This window comes from Antrihabitans spumae (assembly GCF_043944905.1).
GTDB lineage: Bacteria > Actinomycetota > Actinomycetes > Mycobacteriales > Mycobacteriaceae > Antrihabitans > Antrihabitans spumae.
The window spans coordinates 18,602-44,919 of sequence record NZ_JBIMSN010000098.1; the positions used below are offsets into that span (position 1 = coordinate 18,602).

Consider the following 26,318-nt stretch of genomic DNA (forward strand, 5'->3'; position numbering starts at 1 on the left):
CCGAAAACAGACCGAACGTCCGAGTTCGCTGAAAGTTATCCGTATCAGAGATTAGGGACGGTTTGCCCGGTGGGGGCATTGCTACCGTCCCTTTGCATACCCGGGTCGGGCGAGGCGTGACAGTATCGATGGTGTGACATTCCCTCACGTCGACTCTGTTTCCGTTGCCGACCTGCCCGCGGATTTCTCGGACTCCGTTGTCCTGCTCGACGTCCGCGAGGCCGACGAATGGGAGCTCGGCCATGCCCCGTCAGCCGTGCACATTCCGATGGGCGACGTGCCTGCGCGGTTCGGCGAAATAGATCCTGACGCGCAGCTTTATGTCATTTGCCGACAAGGCGGGCGCTCCGCACGGGTTGTCGAATATCTTCAACAGGTGGGATACGAATCGGTCAACGTGCGAGGCGGCATGGTCGCGTGGCAGAAGGCGGGTTTGCCGCTGGTGAGCGACGGCAGCGCCGAGGCGAAGATCTACTGATGATCCGAACCTGTCGAACGGATGTCCGTCGCCGATGAGTGCTCCGATTCCAGGCAAAGTCATCCAGGTCTGCGCCCGCTGCGGTACGCGGTGGCAGGTGCAGCAATCGCCTGCGCAGTGGTGTCCGAGGTGTCGGGGTGTCCTGTCGGCGCCGATGGCTGCGGCAAGTGCGCCCGCTCAGCAGCGCCGCGCCTATCGCTGGGTGGCGCGCCGCCCCGATGCTGGTCGCCCGTCGGCTCCTGCCGCGACTGCGGTCCCGCGGAACCGCGGACGCTACGGCTCGACCCCGCAGTGGGGCCTGGTGGACCCGCCGCCACCACCGCCGAAGACGGACGACGCCGATCTCGCCGGGCTCGGTCGGCAAGTGGTCAACATCTTCACGCTCACCGCGATCTTGTTCTTCCTCGCTGCCGTAGCCGAAGTCGGCCGCTACGCGATCCTGTTGCGTAACCGCACGCGTCTGATCGACCCGCTGCTGCTCGCGGCGTCCGACACGGCTGTGCTCGCGACGTCGATACTCGCGCTGCTGGTCACGACACTCGCGGTGTTCGCCGCGGCAGGGTGGCTGATCGGCGCCCGGCGGCGGGCCTTCGAGCGCGACGGTCGGCGTGATCCAAGACCCGTAGAACAGATCGTGATGGGCTGCATCATCCCCGGCGCGAATCTGATCTTCCCCGGCGTCTTCCTCACCGAAATCACCCGCGACGCACTGCCACGCACACGACGGCTCGTTGTCGTCTGGTGGTGCGCATGGGTGTTCGGTGCGGTCGTCGCACTCGTTGCGCTCGTGTGGCGGTTCCGCACGACGCTGCAGGCGGAGGCAGATGGCGTGCTGCTCAACGCTTTCGCCGATCTGGTCGCTGCCGGCGTCGCGATCGTGACGATCCTGGTCATCCGCGAGTTGGACGATCAGGATGTCCTCGGACGGCGTCGCGCAGTCAAACGCTGGCTCGTTGCAACCGGGCCAGCCACCCACGTGATCGCCCCCGTTCGTCCAGCGGAACGCCCCGAACCAACTGCCGGTGCGGGGTCAGACGGTGCGCAGCAGGAGGTCATGGCGAAATGAGCCCGGACAATCGTGCGCCGTTTGTCGTCGCGCACCGCGGAGCGTCGGCCGCCAAGCAGGAGCACACACTCGCCGCATACGAACTTGCCCTGCAGGAAGGCGCAGACGGACTCGAGTGCGACGTTCGGCTGACTCGGGACGGCCATCTCGTGTGTGTGCACGACCGCACGGTCGACAGGACGTCGTCCGGCACCGGGCTGGTCAGTGAGATGACGCTGGAGGAACTGCAGGAACTCGATTTCGGCGGTGACGACGACGCGGCCTCCGTGCTGACGCTCTCCGAATTGATCACGCTCGTCCTGGATTGGCGCAGCAGACCGATCAAGCTTTTCGTCGAGACCAAGCACCCCGTGCGATACGGCGGTCTGGTCGAGAACAAGGTGCTCGCCGAGTTGCAGCGGTTCGGTATCGCGTCGCCGCCGTCGGCTGCCCATTCGCGAGCGGTTGTCATGTCTTTCGCCGCCACAGCGGTCTGGCGTATTCGGCGATCAGCGCCGCTGTTGCCGACCGTTCTACTCGGCGATTCTTCCGTCTACCTGGGTGGTGGCGCAGCGACGACCGTCGGTGCCACCGCCGTCGGTCCGTCGGTGAAGACGCTGCGTGACCACCCCGACCTCGTCGATCGCGCCGCGGCAGCCGGCCGCGCGACCTACTGCTGGACCGTCGACGACGCCGACGACGTGAAACTGTGCCGCGAACTCGGCGTCAGCTGGATAGCGACAAACCATCCAGGACGAACCAAGGCGATGCTCGCCGAACTGGCCTGACCCGCCCTCGAGTCAGCAGCAGTCGCAACAATCGCAGCAGTCGCTGCAGTCGGATCGCTTGTTGTTGTTATTGCCCCGGCACCAGCCGCGTTTGGGTCGGCGGTCCCATGGATCCTCGTACGGATCCTTGCAGCAGAGTTGGCCTGTGCAGCACAACCCGGTCCAGACGGCGCATCCCGACAGCGCGCCACGACGCGGCGGTGGCGGCGGCTGATAGGGCGGTTGGTAGGACGGACCGTAGGGGTCGTAGCTGCCGAAGATACGGTTGACCGACTCGGCTAATTCGTGGGCGAGGAGCTGATGCGCCAACCTCGAATCATGGCTGTAGTCAACATCTTTCAAGGCAAGTCGGATACCGGTGACGGCGTCGTCGCAGAGGTTTCGTGCTTGCGTGCGGTCGGTATCGGTGACGGCGAGTGGGTTGAAGGCACCTGTGGCGGTGTCTGTTTGGTGGTCTTCGACGGCGTCGAGGAGGTGGGCGAGGCGGCCGAAGAGTTTGCCTGCTTCTGCCAGTGGTGCGGCGTTGTGGGGTTTGTGGGCGAGGTGTGCGGTGTGGGCGAAGGCGGCGGCGGTGGCCGTTTCGGTGGGTTCGGTGAGGGTGAGCAGTGCGGTGCTGGGTCCTGCTGTGTGTTCGAGGGTGGTTTGGCGGTCGACGGCGTCGAGCAGGATGGTGGGCTCGAAGCCGAGGGTGGTGGTGGTTCCGGTGCCGGCGCGGTCCCAGGTGGTGGCGATGCGCCGGGCGGCTGCGGCGATCGGTTTTCGGGCCATGACGCCGTCTTTGTCGGCGATGTGGTCGCGGACTTTGGCGGAGGCGAGGATGAGGGAGACGCCGGCGGCGAGGTGGGCGCCTTGTCCGGTGGCGATGGTGGCGGTGCGCATGCCGCGTAGTGGGCAGGGTCCCGCGGTACGGCGGTTGGCTGTGGTGTGGTCTGTTTGGGCTTCGGTGAGGACGGAGATGACGAGTCCGTCGTAGTTGGTTGCGATGCGGGCGAATTGGCCGTGGTCTTTGCGGAGGGCGAGGCAGAGTCCGCAGAGGTGGGCCAGCCATTGGGTTTGCATGTCGTCGCTGAGCCGGTGTCGACACGGCCGCACAATCCCGAACATTGCTCCCCTAACGAGTAGGCGCCGACCTGATGGGCTGGCTAGGAGAATAATTCAAACGACGTGATTGGGCGCGGCAAACGACCGTCAGTCCGTCCACTCCCACGAATCCATGATGGCTTCGTATTCGGCGACGCCGAGATTGAACGCCTCGGGAAGTCCGGTGTAGGTGACGATGTACTCGGTGCTCTTGTGCCGCACGTAAAGTTGGCGTCCCCGAACATCTTTCGGGACCTGCCCGTCTTTCGCGAAGAGGCTGTAGGTGAAGCGCCGTGCCGGCTCCCCGCCGACGGTGGTCGCCTCGACACCTCCGGAATCAAGGACGCCTTTGACGTCGTCCTGGATGCTCGTGGCATTGATGTCAGCGGACTCGTCGACAGTTTTGCCGCGACTCGACGACGGATTCTTGCTGACGAGAATGTTCGCCTGCCCGTCGGAGGTGAGGAGTTTGAGCAAATCCTCGGGATCCTCGGCACTCCAGCCGTCGGGCAGGCTCACGACGAAACTGCCGTCCGACGCTTCGGCAGTCGGTCCAGCGGCGGCTTGGCTGGTTGTTGTCGTGCCCCCGGATCCGCTGTCGTTCGACCCGACCTGCACGGCGACGACCACACCGACCGCGACGACGGCAGCAGCGGCAGCAGCTCCCAGCCCGATCAAGAGTCCTCGATTGAGACCGGATTTCCCCGCCGGTGCAGGGTTGACAGCCAACGCCCGGGCGGCGTCCTCAGCGAGTTCGTGGCAGCTGTTGTAGCGATTCTCCGGTGCCTTCGCGAGTGCCTTCGCAATCACTCGGTCGATGGCCGGTGGCAACCCGGGGCGGACCTGCGACGGCTGCGGTGGCGGAGCGGTCAGATGGGCGTGCATCGTTGCCGCCATCGAGTTACGCGGGTACGGATAGCTTCCCGTCAGCATTTGGTACAGCGTGCAGCCGAGCGCATAGATGTCGACGCGATGATCGACATGGCTGCCTTCGAGTTGCTCGGGCGCGGCGTAGGCGATCGTCGCGAGGACGTCCCCCGGCATGGTCAGACCCTCGTTCGCGGACGCGATGGCCCGCGCGATCCCGAAGTCGGTGAGCAGCGCGGACTCTCGGCTGTACCGATCGATCGGTGGTGTGACGAGGATGTTGGCGGGCTTCACGTCACGGTGCAGCAATCCGTGACTGTGCGCGTAGTCGAGCGCTTTCGCGGCGTCGTCGATGATGTCGACCGTGCGCTGCACGGTAAGTACGTTGGGTCCGGCCTCGATCAGTTCCGCGGCGTCGCGACCTTCGATGTACTGCATCGAGATCCACAGCTGATCGCCTTCGGCGCCACGGTCGTACACCGAGACGATGTTCGGATGCCGCATGGCGGCAGCGATATCCGCCTCACGCTCGAACCTCGCACGAAATTCGGGGTTGCGAGCATTGCCGCCGCTGAGCAGTTTGACTGCGTCGTTTCGGGGCAGGCGGGGATGCGCGGCCAGGTACACCGAACCCATACCGCCCACACCGAGCAGCCGGATGATCCGGTATCCGGCAAAAACCGATCCCGGCGCCAGCGTCACCGCGCGAGAATAACACCGCCCCACTCGCGAATTCGGCTACCTTGCGAGAGTTACTACTGACTGGGGTTCGTACATGCCACCCGTACCATCCATGCCACCGTTGCCGATCACGGCCGACGAGACGATCTGCCCGTGCTAGCTGCACTGGATCGGCTACGTCTGTTCAACTTTCGTGAGTTCGCCGTGCACTGGGGTCGGTCGATAGCGTCCATCGCGGTCATTGCGGTGTCGTCTGCATTGCTCGTCGGTGTACTCGGGGTGAGCGGTTCGATCGTCGGGTCGGTCGAACGGCTGAGCACCGCCGTCGCAGGCAACGCGGACCTCGAGGTCGCGGGCGTGACCGAAGGTGGCTTCGATCAGAGTGTGCTCGGGCAGGTTGCCGCCGCGCCGGGCGTGGAAGCGGCTGTTCCGTTGCTGCGCATGCAGTTCGGCAGAGGCGACGATCGGTTCACTCTGATCGGTGCCGATGTGTCCGCGACGAAGTTGGACAGCGACCTGCGGTCGGCTGTCACGGGCAACGTCGGTTTCGATCCGACCGGCGTCGTCGTCGGTCCGGCCTTCGGTGCCGAGCGCGGCGCAACGGTGCCCCTCGGCTCTCAAAGTGTCCGGGTGTCGGGGGTCGCGTCGGGTGCCGCCGCCGACCGCATCAACGGTGGCCACTTCGTCGTCGCGCCCTTGGGACTAGCCCAACGCATTGCGGACCGGCCGCAGAAAATCGACTCGATCGTTGTGATCGCAACTCCCGGCGCAGATCTGGATGCGGTCCGCGACGCCGTCACCAGCGCGGTTGCCGGCCGCGCCCTCGTCGCCGACCCGGACTTTCGATCGGTCCAGGCCGCGAACTCGATTGTGCTGATGAAGTACTCGCTGATCCTGACCGCATCGATCGCGCTGATCGTTGCCGCGTTCCTTGTCTTCAACGCCATGAACATGACGGTGGTTCGCCGCCGACCGATCATCTCGACGCAGCGCGCACTCGGCGGTAAGCGGTCCGGCATCGTCGCCGACCTGCTCGTCGAGGCGACGTTGGTCGGGCTGCTCGGCGCGCTGATCGGGGTCCCGCTGGGGTTGCTGATGGGCAAGTTGGCGATCGGTTCGCTGCCGCCGGTTGTGCTGCAGTCCTTCGATGCTCGGGTCGACTACATACCGCCGACCTACGGGATCGGCGTCGCTGTCGGGGCGTGTGTCCTGGCCAGCGTCGTCGCGTCCATCGCTGCGGCGCGGCAGGTGTATCGGGTCGAGCCGATCGAGGCGCTCGCGCCGGTGCCGGCATCGACGATGGAACGAACGCGGATGTCGGTTCAAGTTGCGGTCGCGGCGATCTCGGCTGTGCTGGTCGGCGTCGCACTTGTCGTCGCGCTGCGTGTCGACAGCCGAATCGCGTTGGCAGCAGTTGTGCTGTTCTTCATCGGCACGTTCGGATTCTGTTTCGTCGCAACCCGTCCCATCGTTGCTGCGACGTCGAAGGCGGCAGCGCTCTTCGGTGCGCCGGGACGACTCAGCGCCGAATCGATCGAGCGGGCGCCACGCCGGGTGTGGGCGACGGTGATGACGGGCGCGACCGTTGTCGCGATGGTTGTCTCGGTGACAGGATCGAACGACGATCTGATCTCCTCCGGCACACAATGGTTCGCGACGGTCGCCGACACCGATCTGTTCGTCAGTTCCACACCACCGGAATCGACGCCGACGGGCGTGATCCTTCCGATGGACCTCGAAGCCACGGTTGCCGCAGTACCGGGCGTAGCGAGAGTTGTTCCTGCACAGGCGACTTACGCTGCGGTCGGCGACGATCGGATCATCGTGCAAGGCCTGGCTCCCGGTGCGAACGACCTGCTCGACCAGTCGGCGTCACCGGCGACAAAAGAGGCGGTCGTTGCAGGCAGGGGTGTCGTTGTCTCGCGCGATATCGGGCGGTCGATGAATCTCCACGTCGGCGACCTGCTCGAACTGCAGACGTCTCAGGGTGTGAAGCAGATCGAAGTGCTCGAACTCGTCGACTATCTGTCCCTGCTCGGCGGCGCGATCGGCATCGGCCTGCCGCTGTTGCGCGAGTGGTTCGATCGCCCGGGGTCGACGTGGCTCGAGGTGGACTTCGTGCCCGGCTCCGATGCGGCAGCAGTGCGCGCCGCGGTACAAGCAGCCATTCCCGACGACGTGTACGCCTACAGCGGCACCGAGTTTCTCGACGCGGGAACGCAATCCCTGACGCAGGGAGCAGCTTTGAGTCAGGCGTTGACCTGGATCATCGCCCTCGTCGGAGCGATCGCTCTGCTGAACACGCTGATGCTCTCGGTCCTCGAGCGGCGTCGTGAGCTCGGTGTGCTGCGAGCGATGGGGTCGAGTCGGAGGTTCACGTCGCTGACGATCCTTGCTGAGGCGGGCGCGATCGGCATTGTCGGTGGCCTGCTCGGGTTGCTGCTCGGCTCGGTCACCCACCTCGTGGCGTCGACGGCGTTCACAGCGATCGCGACGATCGACGTCGAATACCGTTTCAGCCCTGCGCAAGTGGTGTTCGCGCTGGCTGCGCTAGCCGTGAGCATGCTCGGATCGGTTCCACCCGCACTGCATGCCGGACGGTTGAACATCATCGAAGCTGTTGCGGCCGAATAGAAGTCAGCAGTCGCAGCTGCAACAATCGCCACAATCGCAGCAGCAACCGTCGCAGTCGCAGCAATCGGCGCACCCGGAGCAGCAGTCACAGCCGACGCACCAACCCTGTTTCGGTTCGCCCGTCCACGGGCTGTGATACGGATCGGCACAACAGATCTGGCACGTGCAGAACAGTCCGCTCCACACCGCGCAACCCTGGATCAGGCCACGCCTCGGACGCTGTGGAGGTGGTTGGTCCCACGGCAGATTCGGCACCTGGGGGTTGAACTGCAGGTCGGGTGCGTGATTGTGGCTGTCGCCGAATGCCCGACCGACGGACTCTTTCAGTTCGTGCGCGAGAAGTTGGTGCGCCAACGCCGGACCCGGTCGAGCGGAGCGAGGGGAAATGTCGCCGCCGAAGTCCACGTCTTTCAGAGCGAGACGGATGCCGTGCACGGCGTCGTTGCAGAGTCGCCTGGCCTCGTGGCGTGTGGTGCCAGTGACCGTCAGCGGATTGAAAGCACCGGTGGCGGTGTCTGTTTGGTGGTCTTCGACGGCGTCGAGGAGGTGGGCGAGGCGGCCGAAGAGTTTGCCTGCTTCTGCCAGTGGTGCGGCGTTGTGGGGTTTGTGGGCGAGGTGTGCGGTGTGGGCGAAGGCGGCGGCGGTGGCTGTTTCGGTGGGTTCGGTGAGGGTGAGCAGTGCGGTGCTGGGTCCGGCGGCGGTTTCGAGGGTGGTTTGGCGGTCGACGGCGTCGAGCAGGATGGTGGGGTCGAAGCCGAGGGTGGTGGTGGTTCCGGTGCCGGCGCGGTCCCAGTTGGTGGCGATGCGTTTGGCGGCTGCGGCGATCGGTTTGCGGGCCATGACGCCGTCTTTGTCGGCGATGTGGTCGCGGACTTTGGCGGAGGCGAGGATGAGGGAGACGCCGCCGGCGAGGTGGGCGCCTTGTCCGGTGGCGACGGTGGCGGTGCGCATGCCGCGGAGTGGGCAGGGTCCGGCGGTGCGGCGGTCTGTCGCCGTGTGGTCGGTTTGGGCTTCGGTGAGGACGGAGATGACGAGTCCGTCGTAGTTGGTTGCGATGCGGGCGAATTGGCCGTGGTTTTTGCGGAGGGCGAGGCAGAGTCCGCAGAGGTGGGCCAGCCATTGGGTTTGCATGTCGTCGCTGAGCCGGTGTCGACACGGCCGCACTATCCCGAACAATCTGCCACCCCTCGCGCTGAAGAAACAGGTCCTCATTACTTAGCAGATGGCATGCAATTCTGCTGTCCGTACACGCACACTCGGTCCGCGTCCCGGGTGAGCGGTGTAGGTTTTGGCGTCGTGGCAAAGAAGAGCAAGAGGAACAGTCCGAAGCCGGGTAGTAATCGCGCGGAGAAGATCGCCGAGCGCAAGGCCGCGCTCGAGCAGGCGTCGACCGCGATCACGAGACCGTTCGAAGGTCTGGAGGCCGAATGCGACCTCGTTGCGCTTCGCGAGTTCGTCCCGTCGGCGACTGCGCCGCTACCGGTGACCAGCGGGGAGTCCGTCGTTGTTGTGACCGTTCTGCCGGGTGCGGTAGCTGCCCTTGCCCGCGAGGAGAGTGGCGCGCGAATCGGGTACGTCGGCGTGCAGGTTCAGGTGCAGTCGGGTGATCCCGCCGCCGACCTCGGTGCTGCGATCGCGTGGGCGTCGACGGCTGGAGCAGGCGAATCGCTCGCTGCTGCCGGACCCGACGAGACGTCACCTCGTCTCGCCGATGTCATCGATGCGACTGCGGCACTGGACATTACGGTCCACAGCGATTTCAACTGGTGGATCCCGGAAGGTGTCGAACCGGCAGCCGACGTCGCTGCGACGGTCACCCAGGCCAATGCGGCGATCATGCCGTCGGCACGGCTCGACGGGGTTTCTGCCGCGTGGTGGGTCGACGCTGGGGACAAAGCGCATCTGCGGTGGGTTCGGCCCGAGGACGAGGACGAGCTGATGCTCGCGCTCGCACGAGTGCACGCCGCGGGCAATCTCCACCTCGGCGAAGGCTCACGATTCGCAGGATCGTTCCGCACGCACGGCCTGCTCGTGCCGGTATTCGATCTCGACCCGGAACGTCATCCGAGTGAATGGAACAGCGCCACCGCGCAACTGGGTGAGCGCCTCGCCGACGCCCTCGCCATCGAAGGTCCGCTGACCTCCGACGAGCGACGGGCGCGCGACGGTCTGCGTGGCCGTCAGGTCACGCTGCGTTAGCCGTGTCTCTCATTCTTCGAGACTCGGCTAACTGTGTTCGACGGCCGCTACGCGAGCTGGGTTGAGTTCCAGCTAGATCGCGCCGCCCGCAGCGGTGGGTGCACCGGAGGTTTCGGCGGGTGCGCCCATCTCGCGGGCGACGAACTCTTCGAGATCGAACAGGTTCGCACCTGCTCGGTCGGCGATCGTGAGCAGCGTCGTCACGGTGGCGACCTCTTCGATCTGCTCCTTGAGGAACCACTGCATGAACTGCTCGCCGAGGTACTCGCCCTCGTCGCGGGCGGTGCTCGCCAGCTGGATGATCTGTTCGGTGACCGTCTTTTCCTGCGCGAGGGCCAGTGCGATCGGCTCGCGCGCGTCGGCGAACTCCGATTTCGCGGCGTCGACACCGCTGAGCTCGACACTCATATCGCGGTCGAGGAAATACTGGATGATCATCATCGCGTGGTTACGCTCTTCGACGGCCTGGGCGTAGAAATGCTTGGCCAACTGCGGCAGATCCGCATTGTCGAACCAGACAGCCGTTGCGATGTACTGATGTTCGGCGTTGTATTCGTGTCGAATCTGGTCGTGGAGTAGGGAATGGAACTTGCTTCTCTGGGTCTGCAACGAAGTCATGACAACCAACATATCCGCTGGTCAGGGCACTTGTCATGCAAGTCCATCCTTATTTAGGGCAGTGTTCCCTAAATAAGGCGCGCCTATTACGTAGGCGTTATACGCCGCCTCCGGCAACGCGAGGAGCACTCGGATCCCGCCCCGCAGCGCCCCCAAAATCACGAGCAACGAAGTCTTCGACGTCGAACAAATTGCCGTCGGCTCGATCGACGACCGCGAGGAGCGTCGTCATACTTGCGACTTCTTCGACCTGCTCTTTGAGAAACCACTGAATGAATTGTTCGCCGAGATAGTCACCGGACGAGCGAGCTGTTTGCGCGAGGTTCGTGATCTTCGTCGTCACGTCCCGTTCCTGATTCAGTGCGAATTCGACGGCGCCGCGGACCGAGGTGACCGCCGAGGTGATCGGATCGAGGCCGTCGATGCGAACCGGCACATCGCGGTCGAGCAGGTACTGGACCATCATCAGCGCGTGCGAGCGCTCTTCGGCGGCCTGCGCATAGAACCGGCGAGCCAGCTGCGGAAGCTTGTTCGAGTCGAAATACACGGCAATGACGATGTACTGCTGCGACGCGGTGAACTCGTGCCGGATCTGCTCGCGGAGGAGTTCGTGGAAAGCGCTGTCGCTGTTGACATTCGAATTCGACATAAGCGTGGACATAGGCTCTGACGTTACTAGTCCCGAGGTCCGGACCGGGAGCTACGGTCCCGTCGTGATCAGCTCGGGCGGAATCGGCTCGTCGTTGGCAAGCGCGCCGAAGAACTGTGCCGCGCGGGCGTCGTCCCAGAGCAGCACGTTGCCGGACCCGTCGACGTCTTCGAAGCCTGAGATCGGCACGGTTGTCGTGATCATTTCCCCGCGCAGCGCCCAGCCGAGCCGTGCGAGGTCGGTCATGCCGTCGCCGCGGTCGACCTTGAGCGATTCGACGGTGCCCTTGGCGAACGGCAGCAGCTTGAACGGGTTGAGCAGGGTGGTCGGGCTGGTCGACTTCTTCAGCAGTGCCGACATAAATTGGCGCTGCCGGTTGATCCGGTCGAGATCGGCGAGGGGGGTCGCGCGACTACGCACAACTCCCAGCGCCTCGGCGCCGTTCAATTTCTGGCACCCACCGGGCAGGTTGATGCCGGCCAATGGATCGTCGATCGGCTGGTCGAGGCACATATCGACGCCGCCGAGCGAGTCGACCAAGCCGGCGAAACCGTCGAAGCCGATCTGCGCGTAGTGGTCGATGTGCACGCCCGTCGCACCTTCGATGGTCTGCACGAGCAGAGCGGGTCCGCCGATCGCGAAGGATGCGTTGACCTTGTCGGTCCCGTTGCCGGGGATCGCGAGATAGGAGTCGCGGGGGATGCTCACCATGACCGCCGGACCCGACTTGGGGAGGTGGATCAGGATGATCGTGTCGGTTCGCTCCGGCCCGGTGTCGCCGCCGGTTGCGAGCGCCTGCTCTTCCTCGGGGGTCAGCCCGGTCCGGCTGTCGGAGCCGACGAGCAACCAGTTGGTGCCGGGAGTGTCGGCGACGCGGCCCGGATAGTCGACGAGCGCGTCGACCTTTTCGAGCGGCAGCGTGACGATGTAGACCGTGATGCCGATCAGAACAAGCAGCAGAATGAACGGCAGCAGGAGGATCCGCCGGACCCAACGCCATGGGCTGCGTCGTTTGCGTGCTCTCGGCGGCCGCGGTGGTGGACCGGTCGGGCCGGTGCTGCGGCGAGGCGGCGGTGGTGGTGGCGGCGACGCGGCATAGCGCGGAGGGCGTTCGGTGAAGCGTTCGGGTTGCTGCGTCGGGGCGTAACGGACGCCGTCGTTGCGTTCGGGCGGTCGGTGGCCGGGTGGTGGACCAGCCGGGGGTCGCGGGGGCTGGGCCTGTCGCGGCGGCGGCTGCGGAGGCCGGTAGTTGGGCTGTTGCGGCGCTTGGGACCAGGCCTGCGGCGTCGGTGGACGCACACTCGGGCGGCGCACGAACTCCGTCTCCTCGGGGTCCGGGCGTCGGGGCGGAGGTGGCTGCTGCCTGGGCGGCGGACCCTGCCGTGGCGGCGGCGATCTACGCGGCGGCGGTTGCCTGCCGGGTTCGTCGGAGAAGAAATCGCCGTTCACGAGGGACGACTTTACGCATCAAGGAAGCCAAGCGAGATGTCCGTGTAGCAGCGTGTATCCGATGTAGGCCACGACGTCGATGGTTGCGTGCGCTATCAGCAGTGGCCACAGCCGATTCGTCCGTTGCCAGAAGCGGCCGAAGACCAGGCCCATCACGACGTTCCCGATACCGCCGCCGAGGCCTTGGTACAGGTGATAGCTCCCGCGCAGCAACGACGATGCGGCCAAACTCGCATTGTCCGACCAGCCGAGGCGTCGCAGGCGGGTGATCAGATAGCCGACCACAAGCACTTCTTCCGCGACGGCGTTGGCGATCGCGGCGAGCACCAATACAGGTAGCCGCCACCAATGGTCCTGCAGTCCGCTGGCAACGATGGCGACGTTCAGCCCGAGCGCGTGCGCGACGAGATAGAGCGCGAGGCCGGGCAGGCCGATCAGCGCTGCGAGTCCTAGACCTGGAACGACGTCGCCGCGCAGTACGGGTTTGGCCAGCCCGACCAGCCGAGGACCGACCCCGCTCCGCCACAGGAGATACAGCCCGAGTGCCGCCCAACCGCACAGCCGGAGCACCCGTAGCAGTTGGTAGAGCAGGTCGATGAACGAGATCGACGACGCCGTCTGGTTGAGCGCTACCGATTGATCGCCCAGACCACCGGCCGCGAGTGCGGATTCGAGCAGCGAGATCGCGGCGCTGAGCCCGCTGAGACCGAACGTGACGACCAGAACGACCACGATCTCGATGCGGATGCCGATGCGTTCGTGCGAATCGGGCCCGGGTCGGTCGGATTCGGGTGGCTGCGAGCGCAGCCAGTCGGTGATCGGCACTCAGCGATTGTGCCTCAGGGCGCTCCGCGCCTCGTGCGTCCTTTCGGCGCGCCTGCCCTCCGAAAGGACTCACGACCCATGTGCCGCCTACCTTGTTCGCAGACCGTTCAGAAAGGGGCAACCGACGAGGACCCGGACCGCTTTGCTCAGGCCGGCCATGTCTGCCACCGGCTCGGCGAAGGGCAATCGCACGTCGCGGTCGCCGTCGAATGCTTCGACACGAAGGCTGATGCCGTAGCGATCGATGGCGAGCGGGCGCACTCGGCCTCGCCGCAGCGACGGTGGCAGGCGGCGAGCGAGTTGGGAGATCAGGTCGGCGTGGTCTTCGTCGAGATGCTGAAGCCAGGCGGTCTCCAGTTCCCAGAAGGGGTCGGGCTCGGCGAGACGGAGTTCGTCTATGTCGACCGGCTCGGCCCCTGTTGCATCGGCGACAACGGCGGAATCGAGGCGCAGCCAGAGCAGCGAAGTGCCGTGACCGACATCGAGCAGGGCTTCGTGTGGATGCTCAGCGGCGACCTCGGCAGCGAGAACGCGCTCGACGTGCGGGGGCACCGGGCGCACCGTGCCGCGCAGCCAGACCAACGACCGGACCGGCTCACACAGGGGGAGCGGCGCGTGATCTGCGAGTTCGAGTACAGCAGGCAGCCCACCCTGCCCGGCTTGCCACGCGAGCGCGGTCGTTCGGGAGTCGGTCGCGATGGCGACGATGACGTCGCCGCACGAGCGCAGGTGGTGCAGCGTCGTCGGTATCGGATCGCTGGCAGGGATCGCAAGCATGGAGTCCTGCGAGCGGGCAACGGCGCTGAGGATGCGTTCCGCGGTCGTGGGTCCCTGCTGGGTTGTCGCTCGCGTCATGGATCGCCTTTCCGCGTCGTGTCTATCGGACAAGTAAGGTTTGGCTAAGTCAGGTAAACCTAAGCTAAGTGACGGCGGCAAGATTCGCAAGTGGAACGCTCGAATACGGTGGACGCGTGCCGGTACCGCTGACCTTGGGAGTTCCGAAGCCGCGCGACAATCGCGCGCTCACCGCGGGACTGTTGCAGCAGCGCTGCAACGACGCCGACGTGTTTCGTGATCGGGTGGTCGGCAGGCTCGTCGGACTCCCCGTTGTTACTGCAGCCGTGTACGACGTGGTGCGGTCCGATGCCGATGGCGTCGCCGTGGTTCTCGACCCGGAGCATCCTGTGCCGGAACAGGACACGTTCGCTCACGATTTCCCCGGCGTTGCCCGAGTTGAGGTCGACTGCCGCGCGGATCAGGTGGCGGACGCGTTGCAGTTGCGCTTACCGACTCGGATCGTCGTATTCGTCGAGGACGTCACCGCCGAGGTCGTCCGCGAGATCGTCGCCGCCGGGCACAGTGCCGGCATCGACATGGCTGCCGCGCCCGACCGAATCGCCGACTTCCTCGCCGTCGTTGCTCACGCCGATGTGGGGTTCTTCGTGCGCGCCGCCGGAGGCCGCGATGCACTGTCGATCCTCGCCGCAACGGTTGCCGCGTTGAGTGGCGCGGACGTGCGGTCGGCGCTGGCGCAGCCGAACGTCGATGGTTTGCTCGCCCTGCATCCCGACGCAGCCGCGGCGGTCCGCGACATCCTGCTCGGCATCGAAGTCGACGACATTCGAGAGGCGTTGGCGTACTTCGATGCTCGTGGTCTGCGCGCGCCCTGACCAGCGCCGCGCGTAACGGTGGTCCCGATAAAGCCGACGTAGGTGTCAGTGCACGGGCGGTCGCGCTCATGTGTGCACCTAGGGGAGGGTTGTCATGCGTTCACGAATCGTTGCGGTCGCGGCATGTGCTGCGGCAATTGCGGGATCGGTGGGAACCGCGCACGCGGAACCGGAAAGTGTCGATGTTGCTGCGGTACATTCCGCGCTCAACTCGGCAGCGATGCCGATCAGTACGCGTACGGCGCAATCCATCGCGCTCGCGCTCGCGCGGACGGCCAGCGGCACGCCGCGCTACAACTATTTCCCGCGGTCGGTCCACCTTGTCGAGGGCGTCGCGCAGCCGTTTCTGTACGACACGGTCGCCGCGGATTGCCTGCCGAGCGGATTCGGCGACCAGAGCGATTCGGTCGGAATAGCCCAAGCCATCGCCGGACCGGCGGTCGACGACAACCTCCCGATCCCGGTGATTCCGGCAGGCACGGTCAACGTCTTCTTCAACGCGATGAACACCGCGATGTCGTCACCGCTGCAGGGCGACAACCTCGAAGTCGCGTGGCTCAATCTGTCGACGGGTGCTTCGGGTCGGGCTCCGATGTTCCAGGAACGTCCCAACGATTACGTGGTCACGCTCTCGAACACCATCGTAACCGGAAGGGGCACAGTGGTTTTCGCGGTGTTCGGCAGCGTGCTGGATAGCACCAGCAACGGTCTGCCGCCGTGTGACTATGCGCCGGTCGTTGGAGTCGTGCGCGCCTGAGCAATGGGCCTACGCCTACATAATTCGGCCTGAAATGCGGGATCCCGCCGATAAGCGCGAATAATGTAGCCCCAGGCCCAACTACCGCGCGTCGATTGCGCTGTGCAGCGCCGGCAGGATCCAGCGGCGTGCGATATCGCGAATCTCGTCGGCATCGTCGAGGTTGTGGACCGACGGCTCGCTGAGGATCAACGACTGCGCCAGGCGAACGCTCAGCTCGGCGACCGATTGGAGCGCCAAGCCGGGCTCGCCTGCGGGATCGGCCAGCTGTCGAGCGATCCATTGCCGAGCGATGTCGAGCAGCGGGCTTCCGAACATCATGTGCGGCAAAATCGCGGCGGGTTCGGACCGCAGCATTCGCTGCAGTAGAGCGTGCTGTCGCATGGCGCGGACACCGACCGCGAACGTCTCGACCAGGCGGTCGTCGAGGTCGGCGTATTGGCTGCCGACCGCTTCGAGATGCGCGAAGAATCGCTGTTGCTCGCGGCTCACCACTGCGGCGACCAGCGCGTCCTTGCTGCGGTAGTGCGAATACAAGGTGATGCGGGCGAGGCCGGCGGCACCGGCGATATCGTCCATCGTCAACTTGCGGACCCCGTGATTCTCCGCCGCGCGGAGTGCACCGTCGAGAATGCGCGAAGCAGTGCTTTCGTGCGTCTCGTCGGCAATCGTCACGTTCTGCAGCGTAGTCGGATCGCCGCCCCGCATATACAGAAGTATCAAAACTGTATATCGTGTCGGATAGCTGTAACTCCGATTCACCGACGAAAGGCCCGCAATGCCGCGGAACAGTTCGCAAGCGCCCGTGCTCGACCACGAAGTAGCGATCGTCGGAGGCGGGTTCTCCGGAATCGGTGTGGCAATCGCACTTGATCGCGCGGGAATCGACGACTTCCTGATCATCGAAGATGGCGACGGCGTCGGTGGGGCGTGGCACTGGAACACCTACCCGGGTGTCGCCGTGGACATTCCGTCGTTCAGCTACCAGTTTTCCTACCGCCAGCGCAGCGACTGGTCCCGCGTCTACGCGCCGGGCTCGGAGCTGAAGAACTACGCGGAGGAGTGCGTCGACGACTTCGATTTACGCGGTCGGCTCCGTCTGAACACCCGGGTGACCGAGGCGCATTTCGACGAGTCGAACAACTTTTGGCGCCTCGTCCTCGCTGACGGTTCCGAGCTTCGCGTCCGGCACATCGTCGGTGCGACCGGAGTGCTGACCCAGCCCAAACCACCGCAGATCGAGGGCGTCGAAAGCTTCGCGGGTACAACGGTTCACACCGCACGCTGGGATCACGAAGTCGACCTCGAAGGCAAGCGGGTGGCCGTGATCGGCACGGGTGCGTCGGCCGTGCAGTTGATCCCGTCGATTGCGGAAGAGGTCGAACATCTGACCGTCTTCCAGCGCACACCGATCTGGTGCATGCCGAAGTTCGACGCTCCGATCATCGCGCCGCTGCGTGCAGGGCTGCGCTGGTTGCCAGGTGCCAAGGCGGGACTGCGCGCCTTGAGCCAGACCTACGTCGAAGCAACTTTCCCCCTCGCCGCGCATTTCGCGTCGGTGCTGCCGGTTGCCGCAGTCGGCGCGCGCTTGGCTCGCGGGTTCCTCAAGCAGCAGGTCGACGACCCGATCGTCCGAGAGAAGCTGACGCCGAAATATGGACTCGGTTGCAAACGCCCGAGTTTCTCGAACGAATACCTTGCAACGTTCAACCGCTCGGACGTCTATCTGGAGACGACGCCCATCGCCGAGATCACGCCGACCGGCATCACGACCTCCGACGGCGTCCACCATCCCATCGACGTTCTCGTCCTGGCGACGGGCTTCAAGGTGTTCGAGAGCGGAAACATGCCGCCCTTCATTGTCCGTGGCCGCGACGGCCTCGACCTCAGTGATTGGTGGGAGAAGAACCGCTACCAGGCATACGAAGGCGCGAGCGTGCCCGGCTTCCCGAACTTCTTCACGGTCCTCGGGCCGTACGGCTACAACGGCTCGTCGTACTTCACTCTGATCGAGAATCAGGCGCGGCACATCGTCCGGTGCCTGACCCGGGCGCGCAAGGAGCAGGCGACCCGCGTCGAGGTCACCCCGGCCGCTCACGACAAGTACTTCGCGGAGATGCTGGGCCGCCGTCCGCGACAGATCTTCTTCCAGGGCACGTGCGACGGTTCGAACAGCTACTACTTCGATGCGCACGGTGACGTTCCGCTACGACCGTCGCCGACCCTCGAAGTGGCATGGCGCAGTGCTCATTTCGATCTCGACGACTACAGTTTCGCTCGCGTGTAGCCGAGTTGCTCACGGCGTCTCGGGCAGCTCCGACACGTCGGTGAACACAACCCAGAGGTCGTCGGGCACACCTTTGAATGCGTATCGATAGCGCGGCGCGGTCTGGGGTTCGTTCGTCACGTTGCGGATGTAGATGCGTGCGATCCGCCCGGGTGCTTCCCGCGCTATCGAGCCGTACACCTCCGGATCCTTCTCGCCGGAATCACCGACCAACACGAGACGCCGACGCGGGTAGACGGCCATCAGAGCGCGGATGAACGGCGGTTTGGTCGCCATCGGGTCGGCCTTCAGCGACGCGAGGGTCTTGCGGACACGCTTGGGGCGTACGCGTTTGAGGTCGTAGGTTCCGATCGGAAATCCGGCGCTGTCCAGAAATTCGACAAGCGGTGCCGACAGTTGCCACGGCGAACTCGACACGAAATGCAGGTGACCGCCCGTCTTCGCGAGCCACGTGCTGTAGCGCTCGGCCATGCCGGGCACACCTTCGAACTGCATGGCGAAAGTGCGGCGCAGCATCAATTTTCGGTTGTGGACTTCGGTGATCTTGATGGTGTCGTCGATGTCGCTGACGATCGTCAGACCTTCGGGTTCGACCAGGAACAAGCGGGTCTGGAACATCCTGCGGTCACCGGGCGGCAGAATCGCAACGACATCGAGCACCCCGTCTTTCGCGTGCGCTTCGGCGGTCGCCGTAGTGAGGCGAAAACGTCCGCCGAAATGGCCGTCCTCGGTCGACCTGCCCAATGTGCAGACGTGTCCGGCGACCATAACCGTCACGGCTTTGCCGCCCTCGTTGTCGACGAGGAACGCCATGATGCGGGTCCGGGCGATTGCCGCAGCGACCGGATCCTGCAGTTTCAATCTCCGGAACAGCGCGTCGATGCTGAGGCGTCGGAGCCTGCTGTCCTCTTCGGCTTCGAAGATGCAGCCGCGCAGCTCGAACTCCCACCAGCGATTGTCGGCCGATCTCGCGGCGTAGGTGGGGAACAACGTGACCGTCTCGTTCGGTTTGATCGGCGACGACGCGCGGGCGCGATCGAGCACGGCGCTGCCGAGGACTGCAGGCGAGATCGGTTGCTCCGGCACTGGTCCCTCCTCGGTGCGACGACGGTTTCATCTTCCTCGCCAGTTTGCCGTCGCGATGACAAAAGTTGAACGCCTTCCCAACGCATCCCCTGCATGCGGTTGGTCGTGGGTCCGATTGCGTAACCTCGAAGGCGTGCAGCGAATCGCCTACTTCGGACCGTCCGGGACCTTCACCGAGATGGCGCTCGCCCAAATGGAGGCGACCGGCATCTTCGGCGGTGACGTCGAACGAATCGCCGCACCGAGCCAGCCCGCCGCTTTGGAGTTCGTCCGCGAAGGTAAGGCCGACGGCGCCGTCGTACCTATCGAGAGTTCGGTCGAGGGATCGATCTCGGCGACGATGGACGCCCTCGCTGTCGGTTCGCGATTGCAGATCGTGGCCGAAACCGAGCTGGACGTGAGTTTCTCGATTCTCGCGCGACCCGGAACCACACTCGAGCAGGTCACATCGATTCGTGCGTATCCCGTGGCTACGGCACAGGTTCGGTTGTGGCTGGAACGGAACGTGCCGAACGCAGAGGTGCAGGTCGCCTCGTCGAATGCCGGTGCGGCCGAAGATGTTTCGAAGGGAATCGGCGATGCCGCCGTGTCGACGGCGTTGGCGGGCAAGCGTTTACAGCTCGCAACGCTCGCCGACGGTGTTGCCGACCACGACGGCGCCCGCACGCGGTTCGTGTACGTGACACCGCCCCGTCGTGCGCCTGCCGCGACCGGAGCCGACCGCACCGCCGTCGTTTTTCAACTGTCCAACGAGCCGGGCTCTTTGATGCGTGCCTTCGCGGAATTCGCCACTCGCGGGGTCGATCTCATCCGAATCGAATCGCGCCCGACACGCACCGGCATGGGCACCTACCGATTCTTCCTCGACTGCGTCGGGCACGTCGACGACCCCGCTGTCGGGGAGACGCTCAAAGCTCTGCACCGCACAGGACCGGTTCGATTCCTCGGATCGTGGGCCGCCGCGGTTCCGAGCGGCACTGCGCCGCCCTCGGACGAGGACGCTGCGGCATGGCTCGCCGATCTTCGCGAAGGGACGGCCGACCTATGACAGGCAGGCTCATTCTCGTCCGGCACGGTGAGACCGAGGGCAACGTCGCCAAGCGCCTCGACACCCGACTTCCTGGCGCGCCGCTGACCGAGCTCGGCGTGACGCAAGCGGAGGCGGTGGGTCGGCGTTTGGCCGAACACACGCCGGCAGCGCTGGTGTCGTCCCGCGCATTGCGGGCACAGCAGACAGCGAGCCATATCGAAGCTGCCACCTTCGTCACGGTCGAGGTGATGGACGGTTTGCACGAGGTTCAGGCCGGCGATCTGGAGAACCGGTCCGACACGGCGTCGCACGAGATGTTCAAGGCTGTTTTCCACGCCTGGCATGCAGGTGATTCGGCTGCCCGACCGCCTGGTGGCGAATCAGCTGACGAAGTGCTCGCTCGGTACCTACCGGTCGTCGGTGAGTTGCGCAGCAAGTACCTCGACGACGGACAGTCCGGCGACGTGGTCGTTGTCAGCCACGGCGCCGCGATTCGGCTTGTCGGACGGCATCTTTCGAATGTTCCCGGCTTGTTCGCCGCGAACAATCATCTCGACAATACCGAGACCGTCGAGTTGCTACCGACCGCCGACGGTGGCTGGGAATGTGTGCGGTGGGGACGGTTCGACCCGCCGTTTGCCGACGACGTCAGTCCTGTTGCCGACGATCCGATGGGCTGAGTCGAATCAGGCAGGCTGCGGCGCGAATTCCGCACGGTCGGGAAGCGACGCAACAAGGCTGTTGACGGCTTGGCGCAGTCTGGCGTTCGTACCCGGACTCAGGGCCGACCACTTGGTGCCGTCCTGTGCTCGGCTTGCTGTTGCGAGGAAGCGGCCACCGCGAGTGTCGAAGACTGCGAGGTGTCCGTCAGCGGTGTCTCGCGAACCGTCGGAATAGACGACGCCGACGATCTCGGCGTGTGCGAAACAGTGGACCATCGCCGTCGCGATCGTGTTCGAATCGCGAGAAGGTATGCCGATCGCCGACAACTTCCGGGTAGTCACGGCAGCGTCGCGGGTGTCGTCGAAGATTTCGCCCAACTGCTGAGTCGGGGCGTTGAGGCCGCCGAAGTCCAAGGCCTGGGCAGGTCCGAGAGCGGTCGCGATGATGCCTGCGATGTCGTTGCCGACCGCTGAGGTAGCGACGTCGTCGAGAATCAGCGAGTCCGGTCCGCGTAGGGCGAGCACGGACGTCGATTCACCCTTCGCGATGGCGAGCCGAGAGATCGTGTCGCCCACGAACAACCGCAGGGCGAGGACCCAATGTGGGCGGGCCAACGCGCGGAGCCGGTCGGCGAGACCTTCCTCGACCTCGCCGTCGCCGAGTGCGCCTCGCGCCCTCAGTGATTCGTCGGCACGCTCGAAGGCGGCGTCGCGTGCGGGCTTCGTGTCGAACCGTGGACCCCAGTCGAGCACGACAGGTAGTTCGTCGATTCCGAGCAGGTCGAGCAGCAGGTCCAGCTCGTCGACCGAGAGGGTTGCTCGCCCCAACGTCGTTGCCGTGGAGGAGGTTCCGAGATCGATCACCGCGCGTGCTCCGATTCGGCGCCGATGACCGATGGGATCACTGTTCGGCCGTCTGCGAAGTGCTCGAAGTTCTTGAGGTAGTCGGGCGAGGAGTGCTCGTCGTCGTCATCGGACGCATCGGCACCGCGGTGACCGAGCATCGGGCCCCCGGACGAGGCCGCGCGGGTCGCGGCGGAGTCGGCCGTGCCGATCGGGCCGAGGCCGGGCTGCGGGGGCGGCGTCGCTCCAGGCGCGGCTGGTGCCGGCGAGCCGTTTGCGATCGGGCTCGAGTGCTGACCCCAGCCTTCGGGAAGTGAAATGCCCGTCGCTCCCGGCATTCCGCTCGGATACGACACAGCCCGGACCGACGACCCTGGGTTCGAATCGCCACGACCGCCGAGCGGTCCGGACATCGGTGAGCCCATAAACGGCGTCGACGTACCCGGCGCGGTCATGGCCGATGCGACGTTGCTGCCGACATTGCTTGCGACCGACACTGCAGTCGACGCGGTTGAACCCGCGATCTGTCCGGCCTGGGCGGCAGCACTCTGCACTGCGGGGTTCTGCAGGAACGCGCCCGCTGCAAGTGCGGCTGCCTGCACGGGGTTGGTCGAACCCTGTTGAGCGGCATCGGCATTGCCTGCCTCGGCGAGACCGTTGGCGATCGGTGGAGGCGGAACGAATTCGGTCGGCGTGACGACGACGGTCGTCGTTGCAGCTTCGTAGGCTTCCATGACGAGCGCGGCACGCAGATCCATTGCGCGGTCGGCAGCTTCGGCCACTTCGGCGGTGCCGTTCAGCACGCCACCTGTCGTGTACGCGACAGCCTTGGCCGTCTGAACTGCAACGATCTCGGGCAGGCTCGGCATGACAACGCGTGCGGTCGTCGATGCGATCGCGTTTGCTCCGGCCTTGGTCGATGCCACGATTGCAGTCGCAGCGGCTTGGTCGGCCCAGATCTTGAAGCCACCCAGCCGGGCCAAGGCGCCGACGGACGTGATGCCTTGCCACCCGACGGCCAGCTCGGCAAGCACCCTGGTGACAGTGAACGATGCGTCGCCGTATGCGGCGGCGATCGCCGACCATGCGGGCGCGGCCGTCGACAGCGGAATGGGCCCGGCGCCGGCCCACAGCGTGGTCGAGTTGACGGTTGCGGTGCGCGGCAGCCAGAAGACGCCGGTGATACCAAAAGTCACGATCGATTCCCCATCTCGATAACTACGTGAATTCTCAAACGACTGTGGCGGCGATGGTCGCCGCGTTGGCCAGATCCTCGGCGATGTACGACGCGACCTGCGTACGCAGCGTGTTGGCCGCGAAATGAAGCTCGGCAATCGCGGCGGCAAGTGCGGTGTCGTGTGTTGCGGCAGCCCGATTGAAATACGTCGATGCGAGCACCGACACCTCTTCGCTACCGGCAGGCACTACGTGGGTCAGTGGTGCCGCCGTCGCCGCGGTGACTTCGAGCCGACCTGCGAGTGCGTCGAGTTCGGCTGCTGCTGCCAGCACGATCTCGGGGATGACGACTACTTCCGGACCGGTCATCGTCTCGGACTCCTTCGCTAACGGTCACCGTTGGGCCGGAGTCCGCCTGTCTGCGAATCACCGAGAAATGCCCCCTCGATGACTAGGACGCGACGCGATTGCGATCGGTTCCATCGGTGTCGAAGAAAAATCTGCGTCAGGTCGGAGGCAGCTTCGGCGTGTACTGACCCACGATCCATCGGCAGATCGCCTCGACGACGTAGCTGCGTTCGGCGTTCGCGAGCGCACGACCGGCAGGGATGTCGTGCCAGCGCGCCAGGCAGGTCCGACAGCACGTCGCGGTCGCGTGCTGGGCGACGAATACGGGATGTCCTCGGTATGGCGTCTGGCGGCCGTCGTTTCGTGGCTCGGCCGGGGCAAGCCTGGCTGCGATCAAGTCCTCGGCATGTTTGCGGACAGTGGCGATGCCGCGCAGATCGACCACAGCGCGGTCCCGCCCGCGAAGCCGGAACTTCGCGCGGAAATGATGCTGCCCGATGCGTTGCAGCCTGGCGTCCAACTCGTCCATTACCGCAGTCTCGCAACTGATCACGACATCTTCTGTCGCGTATTGCAACAGCCGACCGTGATTCAAGCGGTTCCGGCAACGCCGATCAGAGTCCCCTCGGGATCGGTGAAGTGTCCGACAACTAGTCCGCGCGGAGATGTTGCGGGTCCCATCACCCGCTTACCGCCGAGTGCTTCTGCCTGCTGCAGAGCGGCCTCGACGTTTGATACTCCGACGTAGAAGATGGCGTGGCTCTCGTATTCGGCGCCACCCCCGATACCTCCGCGAATGCCGGAGCCGTCCGGTGTGGTGATCAAGTCGACGAATCCGTAGCTGTCCGGTTCCGAGACTTCCTGCGCCACCGGCGATGGCACGTCGAACTCCCAGCCGAAGTACTTGCGAAGACGCGCTGGGTCTTTACCTACTACCTCGAAATGCACGACAGGATGCGACATCGGCTACCTCCTGGATCGACCATGTGCGGACCCGATTCACGCTAGCCGCCGATACCGACACAGCTTCGCAGCTCAGCCCCAACCCAACTCGTGGAGCCGGTCTTCCTCGATGCCGAAGTAGTGCGCAATTTCGTGGATGACTGTCACAGCGACCTCGTGCACGACCTCGTCTTCGTCGGCGCAGATTTCCAGGATGCTGTCGCGGTAGATCGTGACCGTGTCCGGCAGCGAACCGCCGTAGTAGCTGTCTCGTTCGGTGAGGGCGATGCCGTGATAGAGCCCGAGCAGGCCGGGCTCGTCCTCGTTGCGTGAGTCGACGAGGATCACGACGTTGTCGATCGCCTTCGCCAACTCCGGAGGGATGAGGTCGAGCGCTTCTCCGACCAGCTCCTCGAAGCGGTCGTCGGACATTACAACCGACATGGTCAGCGCGGAGCGGGTGCTGCGCCAGGGATCGGCCGGGGTGCGGCACCCGGCAACGGCGTCGGCAGTGCACGTCCCTCGGGGACGGCGGGCGGCGGAACCGGCGGCTGACCGTCGATCAGGATATCGCCCTTCGCCGTTCCGATGATCGGCGCGAAACCCTCGGCGCCCGACCCCTTGCCGACCATGCAGTTCACGCGGTGGCTGCCTGCGAGCCAGCTCATCGGCTCGACGCTCGGGAAGAACATCGTCAGGGTCTTGTTGCGCAGCGTGTCAGGGGAGCCGAGGTATTCGTCGGTGATCTTGGCGCAGGTGTCGGTCAGGTACTTGTCCTGATCGTCCGACGACGGCGGACCGCCGGGGAACTGAGTGGTGAGATCCACGATTCCGGACACCTCGAAGGCATGTGCTTGCGAGCAATCGACGGGATCGGTCGGCAGATTGCGGTCGATTCCGACGCAGGTGCCGGTTTCCCAGATCTTCGATTGGTCCTGTCCGGTCACTGTCCCCGTGATCGGCATCAGTGCACCGTTCGTCTTCGCGAACTTGATGCCGCAGCGCAACGTGCGCTGACCAGCGTTCCAGCCTGCTTCGCTCGGGAAGATCAGTCCGACATCGAACTTGCCCTGCGGATCGAACTTCGCGCCGAGGTAGGCGTCGACGGCGGGTACACAGTGTTCGTCCTGCAACTCGGTGAACCGCAGTACGCCGGGGAAGGCCGAACCGGGCCCGAATTCGCGACCCGGGTAGAGGCTGAGGTCGAGTTCCGATGCAACTTCGAATTGGTGCGGTTCGCTGCAGTCGATCTTGCCGATGTCCTCGGTGCTGGTCGTCCACGTGAGGCAGTCGCCCTGCACCGCAGTTCCGAACGCTTCGCCTTCGACCGCGGAGAGTTTGGGATCTTCGCCCGGTTGGTGCGTCTCGAGTTCAGTCGGCTTCTTGAAACCACCCGCAATCGCTATCGTTCCGACAGCCGCAACGACGGCGCCGACGGCGACGGCAGCAAGAACGCGCCGCGTCGTGCTCGCCGACATGTGCCGCTTCGCTGGGCTGGGAGCGGCGGGATCGGCTCCTTCGGCAGCGGCAGATTCGGTTGCAGTCCCATCGGGACCGATTCCATCGTCGACTTTCGACAGGTCGACGGTCTCGGCCGTCGAATCCCCAGCAGCATCGGGAGTGGTTCCCTCGGCGGCCTCGGGTCGATTCGGGATGAGCTTCGAGCGCAGTCTGCTCAGTGCAGCTTTCGCATTCGAAGTCTTGTCGGCGGGTGCATTTTCTTCGGACATCAGGCTCCATCATGCCCGGTCGCCGTTGCGGCGCACAGCGTAGTTTGACTTCCTATGAGCGAAGACGTCCATGATCTTGCCAATCGGCTGTTCACGATGGCACGCAGCGGCGACGCGGCGACACTGGCCGAGTACTTGGATTCCGGTGTCCCAGTGAACATGTCGAATCAGAGTGGCGACACGTTGGTGATGTTGGCCAGCTATCACGGCCACCTCGACGTTGTGCGCCTGCTCGTCGATCGTGGCGCCGACGTCAATCAGGCCAATGACAAGGGGCAGACGCCGTTGGCCGGAGTGGTGTTCAAGATGCACGACGACGTCCTCGACGCCTTGCTCGCAGCCGGCGCGGACCCGACCGGCGGCAGCCCGACCGCAGTCGAAACCGCGGAGATGTTCGGCCGTGAGGACCTTGTCGACAGGTTCAAGCGCAAACCCGAATGACCAGCAGCATGCGGCCAAAGTAGGGTTTGCAGG

The 26,318-nt window shown here is 65.0% G+C and carries 28 protein-coding genes; 11 read left to right on the plus strand and 17 right to left on the minus strand.

What is annotated here, in order from left to right:
- Positions 1–133 precede the first annotated feature (133 nt).
- The 3 genes from ACHIRB_RS21245 to ACHIRB_RS21255 are packed head-to-tail and all read left to right on the plus strand — an operon-like array spanning position 134 to position 2,311.
- The gene (locus tag ACHIRB_RS21245; protein ID WP_199704637.1) at positions 134–478 is read left to right on the plus strand and encodes a rhodanese-like domain-containing protein; all 345 of its coding nucleotides are present in this window, start codon (positions 134–136) and stop codon (positions 476–478) included.
- 34 nt (positions 479–512) lie between these two features.
- A complete protein-coding gene (locus tag ACHIRB_RS21250) occupies positions 513–1,544 on the plus strand; it encodes a DUF4328 domain-containing protein (RefSeq protein ID WP_395124965.1) in 1,032 nt (343 codons plus the stop codon).
- Positions 1,541–2,311 (plus strand): glycerophosphodiester phosphodiesterase, encoded by a 771-nt coding sequence (locus ACHIRB_RS21255; RefSeq protein WP_395117299.1) that lies wholly within the window; start codon positions 1,541–1,543, stop codon positions 2,309–2,311. The genes ACHIRB_RS21250 and ACHIRB_RS21255 overlap by 4 nt, the downstream gene beginning before the upstream one ends.
- Before the next feature lie 12 nt (positions 2,312–2,323).
- On the opposite strand, the gene ACHIRB_RS21260 is transcribed toward ACHIRB_RS21255, so the two are convergent.
- Positions 2,324–3,415: a DUF5685 family protein gene (locus ACHIRB_RS21260; RefSeq protein WP_395124964.1), complete on the minus strand. Its 1,092-nt coding sequence runs from the start codon at positions 3,413–3,415 to the stop codon at positions 2,324–2,326.
- Between the two features lie 84 nt (positions 3,416–3,499).
- Positions 3,500–4,960, minus strand: coding sequence for a protein kinase domain-containing protein (locus ACHIRB_RS21265; RefSeq protein ID WP_395124963.1), 1,461 nt, complete (start codon positions 4,958–4,960; stop codon positions 3,500–3,502).
- Between the two features lie 132 nt (positions 4,961–5,092).
- Between ACHIRB_RS21265 and ACHIRB_RS21270 the strand changes: the two genes are divergently transcribed.
- Complete coding sequence (locus ACHIRB_RS21270) at positions 5,093–7,573, plus strand: FtsX-like permease family protein (protein WP_395124962.1); 2,481 nt, start codon at positions 5,093–5,095, stop codon at positions 7,571–7,573.
- Positions 7,574–7,576: 3 nt separating this feature from the next.
- Here ACHIRB_RS21270 and ACHIRB_RS21275 read toward each other — a convergent pair whose 3' ends face one another.
- The gene (locus tag ACHIRB_RS21275) at positions 7,577–8,785 is read right to left on the minus strand and encodes a DUF5685 family protein (protein WP_395124961.1); all 1,209 of its coding nucleotides are present in this window, start codon (positions 8,783–8,785) and stop codon (positions 7,577–7,579) included.
- Between the two features lie 84 nt (positions 8,786–8,869).
- On the opposite strand from ACHIRB_RS21275, the gene ACHIRB_RS21280 reads away from it, so the two are divergent.
- Positions 8,870–9,772, plus strand: a complete 903-nt coding sequence (locus tag ACHIRB_RS21280) for a DUF5926 family protein (protein ID WP_395124960.1) — start codon at positions 8,870–8,872, stop codon at positions 9,770–9,772.
- A gap of 72 nt (positions 9,773–9,844) precedes the next feature.
- Here ACHIRB_RS21280 and ACHIRB_RS21285 read toward each other — a convergent pair whose 3' ends face one another.
- From ACHIRB_RS21285 to ACHIRB_RS21305, 5 genes are all read right to left on the minus strand, one after another.
- Complete coding sequence (locus ACHIRB_RS21285) at positions 9,845–10,390, minus strand: ferritin (protein ID WP_199704644.1); 546 nt, start codon at positions 10,388–10,390, stop codon at positions 9,845–9,847.
- A 97-nt stretch (positions 10,391–10,487) separates the two neighbouring features.
- Positions 10,488–11,039, minus strand: a complete 552-nt coding sequence (locus ACHIRB_RS21290) for a ferritin (RefSeq protein WP_395117288.1) — start codon at positions 11,037–11,039, stop codon at positions 10,488–10,490.
- A gap of 51 nt (positions 11,040–11,090) precedes the next feature.
- Positions 11,091–12,488: an LCP family protein gene (locus ACHIRB_RS21295; protein WP_395124959.1), complete on the minus strand. Its 1,398-nt coding sequence runs from the start codon at positions 12,486–12,488 to the stop codon at positions 11,091–11,093.
- A gap of 18 nt (positions 12,489–12,506) precedes the next feature.
- Positions 12,507–13,313, minus strand: a complete 807-nt coding sequence (locus ACHIRB_RS21300) for a CPBP family intramembrane glutamic endopeptidase (RefSeq protein ID WP_395117284.1) — start codon at positions 13,311–13,313, stop codon at positions 12,507–12,509.
- 87 nt (positions 13,314–13,400) lie between these two features.
- Positions 13,401–14,168, minus strand: a complete 768-nt coding sequence (locus tag ACHIRB_RS21305; protein ID WP_395124958.1) for a DUF2470 domain-containing protein — start codon at positions 14,166–14,168, stop codon at positions 13,401–13,403.
- A 116-nt stretch (positions 14,169–14,284) separates the two neighbouring features.
- On the opposite strand from ACHIRB_RS21305, the gene ACHIRB_RS21310 reads away from it, so the two are divergent.
- Entirely contained in the window at positions 14,285–14,983 is a 699-nt protein-coding gene (locus ACHIRB_RS21310) for a hypothetical protein (protein WP_395117280.1), read from the plus strand.
- Between the two features lie 94 nt (positions 14,984–15,077).
- Positions 15,078–15,740, plus strand: a complete 663-nt coding sequence (locus tag ACHIRB_RS21315; RefSeq protein ID WP_395117278.1) for an Rv1157c family protein — start codon at positions 15,078–15,080, stop codon at positions 15,738–15,740.
- Positions 15,741–15,821: 81 nt separating this feature from the next.
- On the opposite strand, the gene ACHIRB_RS21320 is transcribed toward ACHIRB_RS21315, so the two are convergent.
- Positions 15,822–16,415: a TetR/AcrR family transcriptional regulator gene (locus ACHIRB_RS21320; RefSeq protein WP_395117276.1), complete on the minus strand. Its 594-nt coding sequence runs from the start codon at positions 16,413–16,415 to the stop codon at positions 15,822–15,824.
- 103 nt (positions 16,416–16,518) lie between these two features.
- Between ACHIRB_RS21320 and ACHIRB_RS21325 the strand changes: the two genes are divergently transcribed.
- A complete protein-coding gene (locus ACHIRB_RS21325) occupies positions 16,519–18,027 on the plus strand; it encodes a flavin-containing monooxygenase (protein WP_395124957.1) in 1,509 nt (502 codons plus the stop codon).
- Between the two features lie 9 nt (positions 18,028–18,036).
- Here the strand turns inward: ACHIRB_RS21325 and ACHIRB_RS21330 are convergent, their stop codons facing one another.
- On the minus strand, positions 18,037–19,113 hold the full coding sequence (locus ACHIRB_RS21330; RefSeq protein ID WP_395124956.1) for a phosphatidate phosphatase App1 family protein: 1,077 nt from the start codon (positions 19,111–19,113) through the stop codon (positions 18,037–18,039).
- Between the two features lie 133 nt (positions 19,114–19,246).
- Here ACHIRB_RS21330 and pheA point away from each other — a divergent pair, with 133 nt between their 5' ends.
- Positions 19,247–20,161 (plus strand): prephenate dehydratase, encoded by a 915-nt coding sequence (gene pheA, locus ACHIRB_RS21335; protein WP_199704653.1) that lies wholly within the window; start codon positions 19,247–19,249, stop codon positions 20,159–20,161.
- Positions 20,158–20,823, plus strand: a complete 666-nt coding sequence (locus ACHIRB_RS21340) for a histidine phosphatase family protein (protein WP_395124955.1) — start codon at positions 20,158–20,160, stop codon at positions 20,821–20,823. Before pheA ends, ACHIRB_RS21340 begins: the two co-directional genes overlap by 4 nt.
- Before the next feature lie 6 nt (positions 20,824–20,829).
- Here the strand turns inward: ACHIRB_RS21340 and ACHIRB_RS21345 are convergent, their stop codons facing one another.
- The 7 genes from ACHIRB_RS21345 to ACHIRB_RS21375 all read right to left on the minus strand — a co-directional run bounded on the left by ACHIRB_RS21345 (position 20,830) and on the right by ACHIRB_RS21375 (position 25,592).
- The gene (locus ACHIRB_RS21345) at positions 20,830–21,669 is read right to left on the minus strand and encodes an ESX secretion-associated protein EspG (RefSeq protein WP_395124954.1); all 840 of its coding nucleotides are present in this window, start codon (positions 21,667–21,669) and stop codon (positions 20,830–20,832) included.
- On the minus strand, positions 21,666–22,844 hold the full coding sequence (locus tag ACHIRB_RS21350; RefSeq protein ID WP_395117265.1) for a PPE domain-containing protein: 1,179 nt from the start codon (positions 22,842–22,844) through the stop codon (positions 21,666–21,668). The genes ACHIRB_RS21345 and ACHIRB_RS21350 overlap by 4 nt, the downstream gene beginning before the upstream one ends.
- Before the next feature lie 34 nt (positions 22,845–22,878).
- On the minus strand, positions 22,879–23,193 hold the full coding sequence (locus tag ACHIRB_RS21355) for a PE family protein (protein WP_199704657.1): 315 nt from the start codon (positions 23,191–23,193) through the stop codon (positions 22,879–22,881).
- A 136-nt stretch (positions 23,194–23,329) separates the two neighbouring features.
- Positions 23,330–23,701: a DUF4186 domain-containing protein gene (locus tag ACHIRB_RS21360; protein ID WP_395124953.1), complete on the minus strand. Its 372-nt coding sequence runs from the start codon at positions 23,699–23,701 to the stop codon at positions 23,330–23,332.
- Between the two features lie 62 nt (positions 23,702–23,763).
- A complete protein-coding gene (locus tag ACHIRB_RS21365; protein ID WP_395124952.1) occupies positions 23,764–24,135 on the minus strand; it encodes a VOC family protein in 372 nt (123 codons plus the stop codon).
- 72 nt (positions 24,136–24,207) lie between these two features.
- Positions 24,208–24,558 carry a metallopeptidase family protein gene (locus tag ACHIRB_RS21370; RefSeq protein WP_199704660.1) on the minus strand — a complete coding sequence of 117 codons (351 nt, stop codon included), beginning with the start codon at positions 24,556–24,558 and terminating at the stop codon, positions 24,208–24,210.
- A gap of 2 nt (positions 24,559–24,560) precedes the next feature.
- Positions 24,561–25,592, minus strand: a complete 1,032-nt coding sequence (locus tag ACHIRB_RS21375) for a septum formation family protein (protein ID WP_395124974.1) — start codon at positions 25,590–25,592, stop codon at positions 24,561–24,563.
- 306 nt (positions 25,593–25,898) lie between these two features.
- Here ACHIRB_RS21375 and ACHIRB_RS21380 point away from each other — a divergent pair, with 306 nt between their 5' ends.
- On the plus strand, positions 25,899–26,285 hold the full coding sequence (locus ACHIRB_RS21380; RefSeq protein ID WP_199704661.1) for an ankyrin repeat domain-containing protein: 387 nt from the start codon (positions 25,899–25,901) through the stop codon (positions 26,283–26,285).
- Positions 26,286–26,318 lie beyond the last annotated feature (33 nt).

Bases quoted from the DNA above. Each gene is read 5' to 3' on its own strand.
- ACHIRB_RS21250 (WP_395124965.1), top strand. From the start codon at position 513: ATGAGTGCTCCGATTCCAGGCAAAGTCATCCAGGTCTGCGCCCGCTGC.
- ACHIRB_RS21255 (WP_395117299.1), top strand. From the start codon at position 1,541: ATGAGCCCGGACAATCGTGCGCCGTTTGTCGTCGCGCACCGCGGAGCG.
- ACHIRB_RS21260 (WP_395124964.1), bottom strand. From the start codon at position 3,415: ATGTTCGGGATTGTGCGGCCGTGTCGACACCGGCTCAGCGACGACATG.
- ACHIRB_RS21275 (WP_395124961.1), bottom strand. From the start codon at position 8,785: ATGAGGACCTGTTTCTTCAGCGCGAGGGGTGGCAGATTGTTCGGGATA.
- ACHIRB_RS21285 (WP_199704644.1), bottom strand. From the start codon at position 10,390: ATGACTTCGTTGCAGACCCAGAGAAGCAAGTTCCATTCCCTACTCCAC.
- ACHIRB_RS21290 (WP_395117288.1), bottom strand. From the start codon at position 11,039: ATGTCGAATTCGAATGTCAACAGCGACAGCGCTTTCCACGAACTCCTC.
- ACHIRB_RS21305 (WP_395124958.1), bottom strand. From the start codon at position 14,168: ATGACGCGAGCGACAACCCAGCAGGGACCCACGACCGCGGAACGCATC.
- ACHIRB_RS21315 (WP_395117278.1), top strand. From the start codon at position 15,078: ATGCGTTCACGAATCGTTGCGGTCGCGGCATGTGCTGCGGCAATTGCG.
- ACHIRB_RS21325 (WP_395124957.1), top strand. From the start codon at position 16,519: ATGCCGCGGAACAGTTCGCAAGCGCCCGTGCTCGACCACGAAGTAGCG.
- ACHIRB_RS21340 (WP_395124955.1), top strand. From the start codon at position 20,158: ATGACAGGCAGGCTCATTCTCGTCCGGCACGGTGAGACCGAGGGCAAC.
- ACHIRB_RS21355 (WP_199704657.1), bottom strand. From the start codon at position 23,193: ATGACCGGTCCGGAAGTAGTCGTCATCCCCGAGATCGTGCTGGCAGCA.
- ACHIRB_RS21360 (WP_395124953.1), bottom strand. From the start codon at position 23,701: ATGGACGAGTTGGACGCCAGGCTGCAACGCATCGGGCAGCATCATTTC.
- ACHIRB_RS21365 (WP_395124952.1), bottom strand. From the start codon at position 24,135: ATGTCGCATCCTGTCGTGCATTTCGAGGTAGTAGGTAAAGACCCAGCG.
- ACHIRB_RS21370 (WP_199704660.1), bottom strand. From the start codon at position 24,558: ATGTCGGTTGTAATGTCCGACGACCGCTTCGAGGAGCTGGTCGGAGAA.
- ACHIRB_RS21375 (WP_395124974.1), bottom strand. From the start codon at position 25,592: ATGTCGGCGAGCACGACGCGGCGCGTTCTTGCTGCCGTCGCCGTCGGC.
- ACHIRB_RS21380 (WP_199704661.1), top strand. From the start codon at position 25,899: ATGAGCGAAGACGTCCATGATCTTGCCAATCGGCTGTTCACGATGGCA.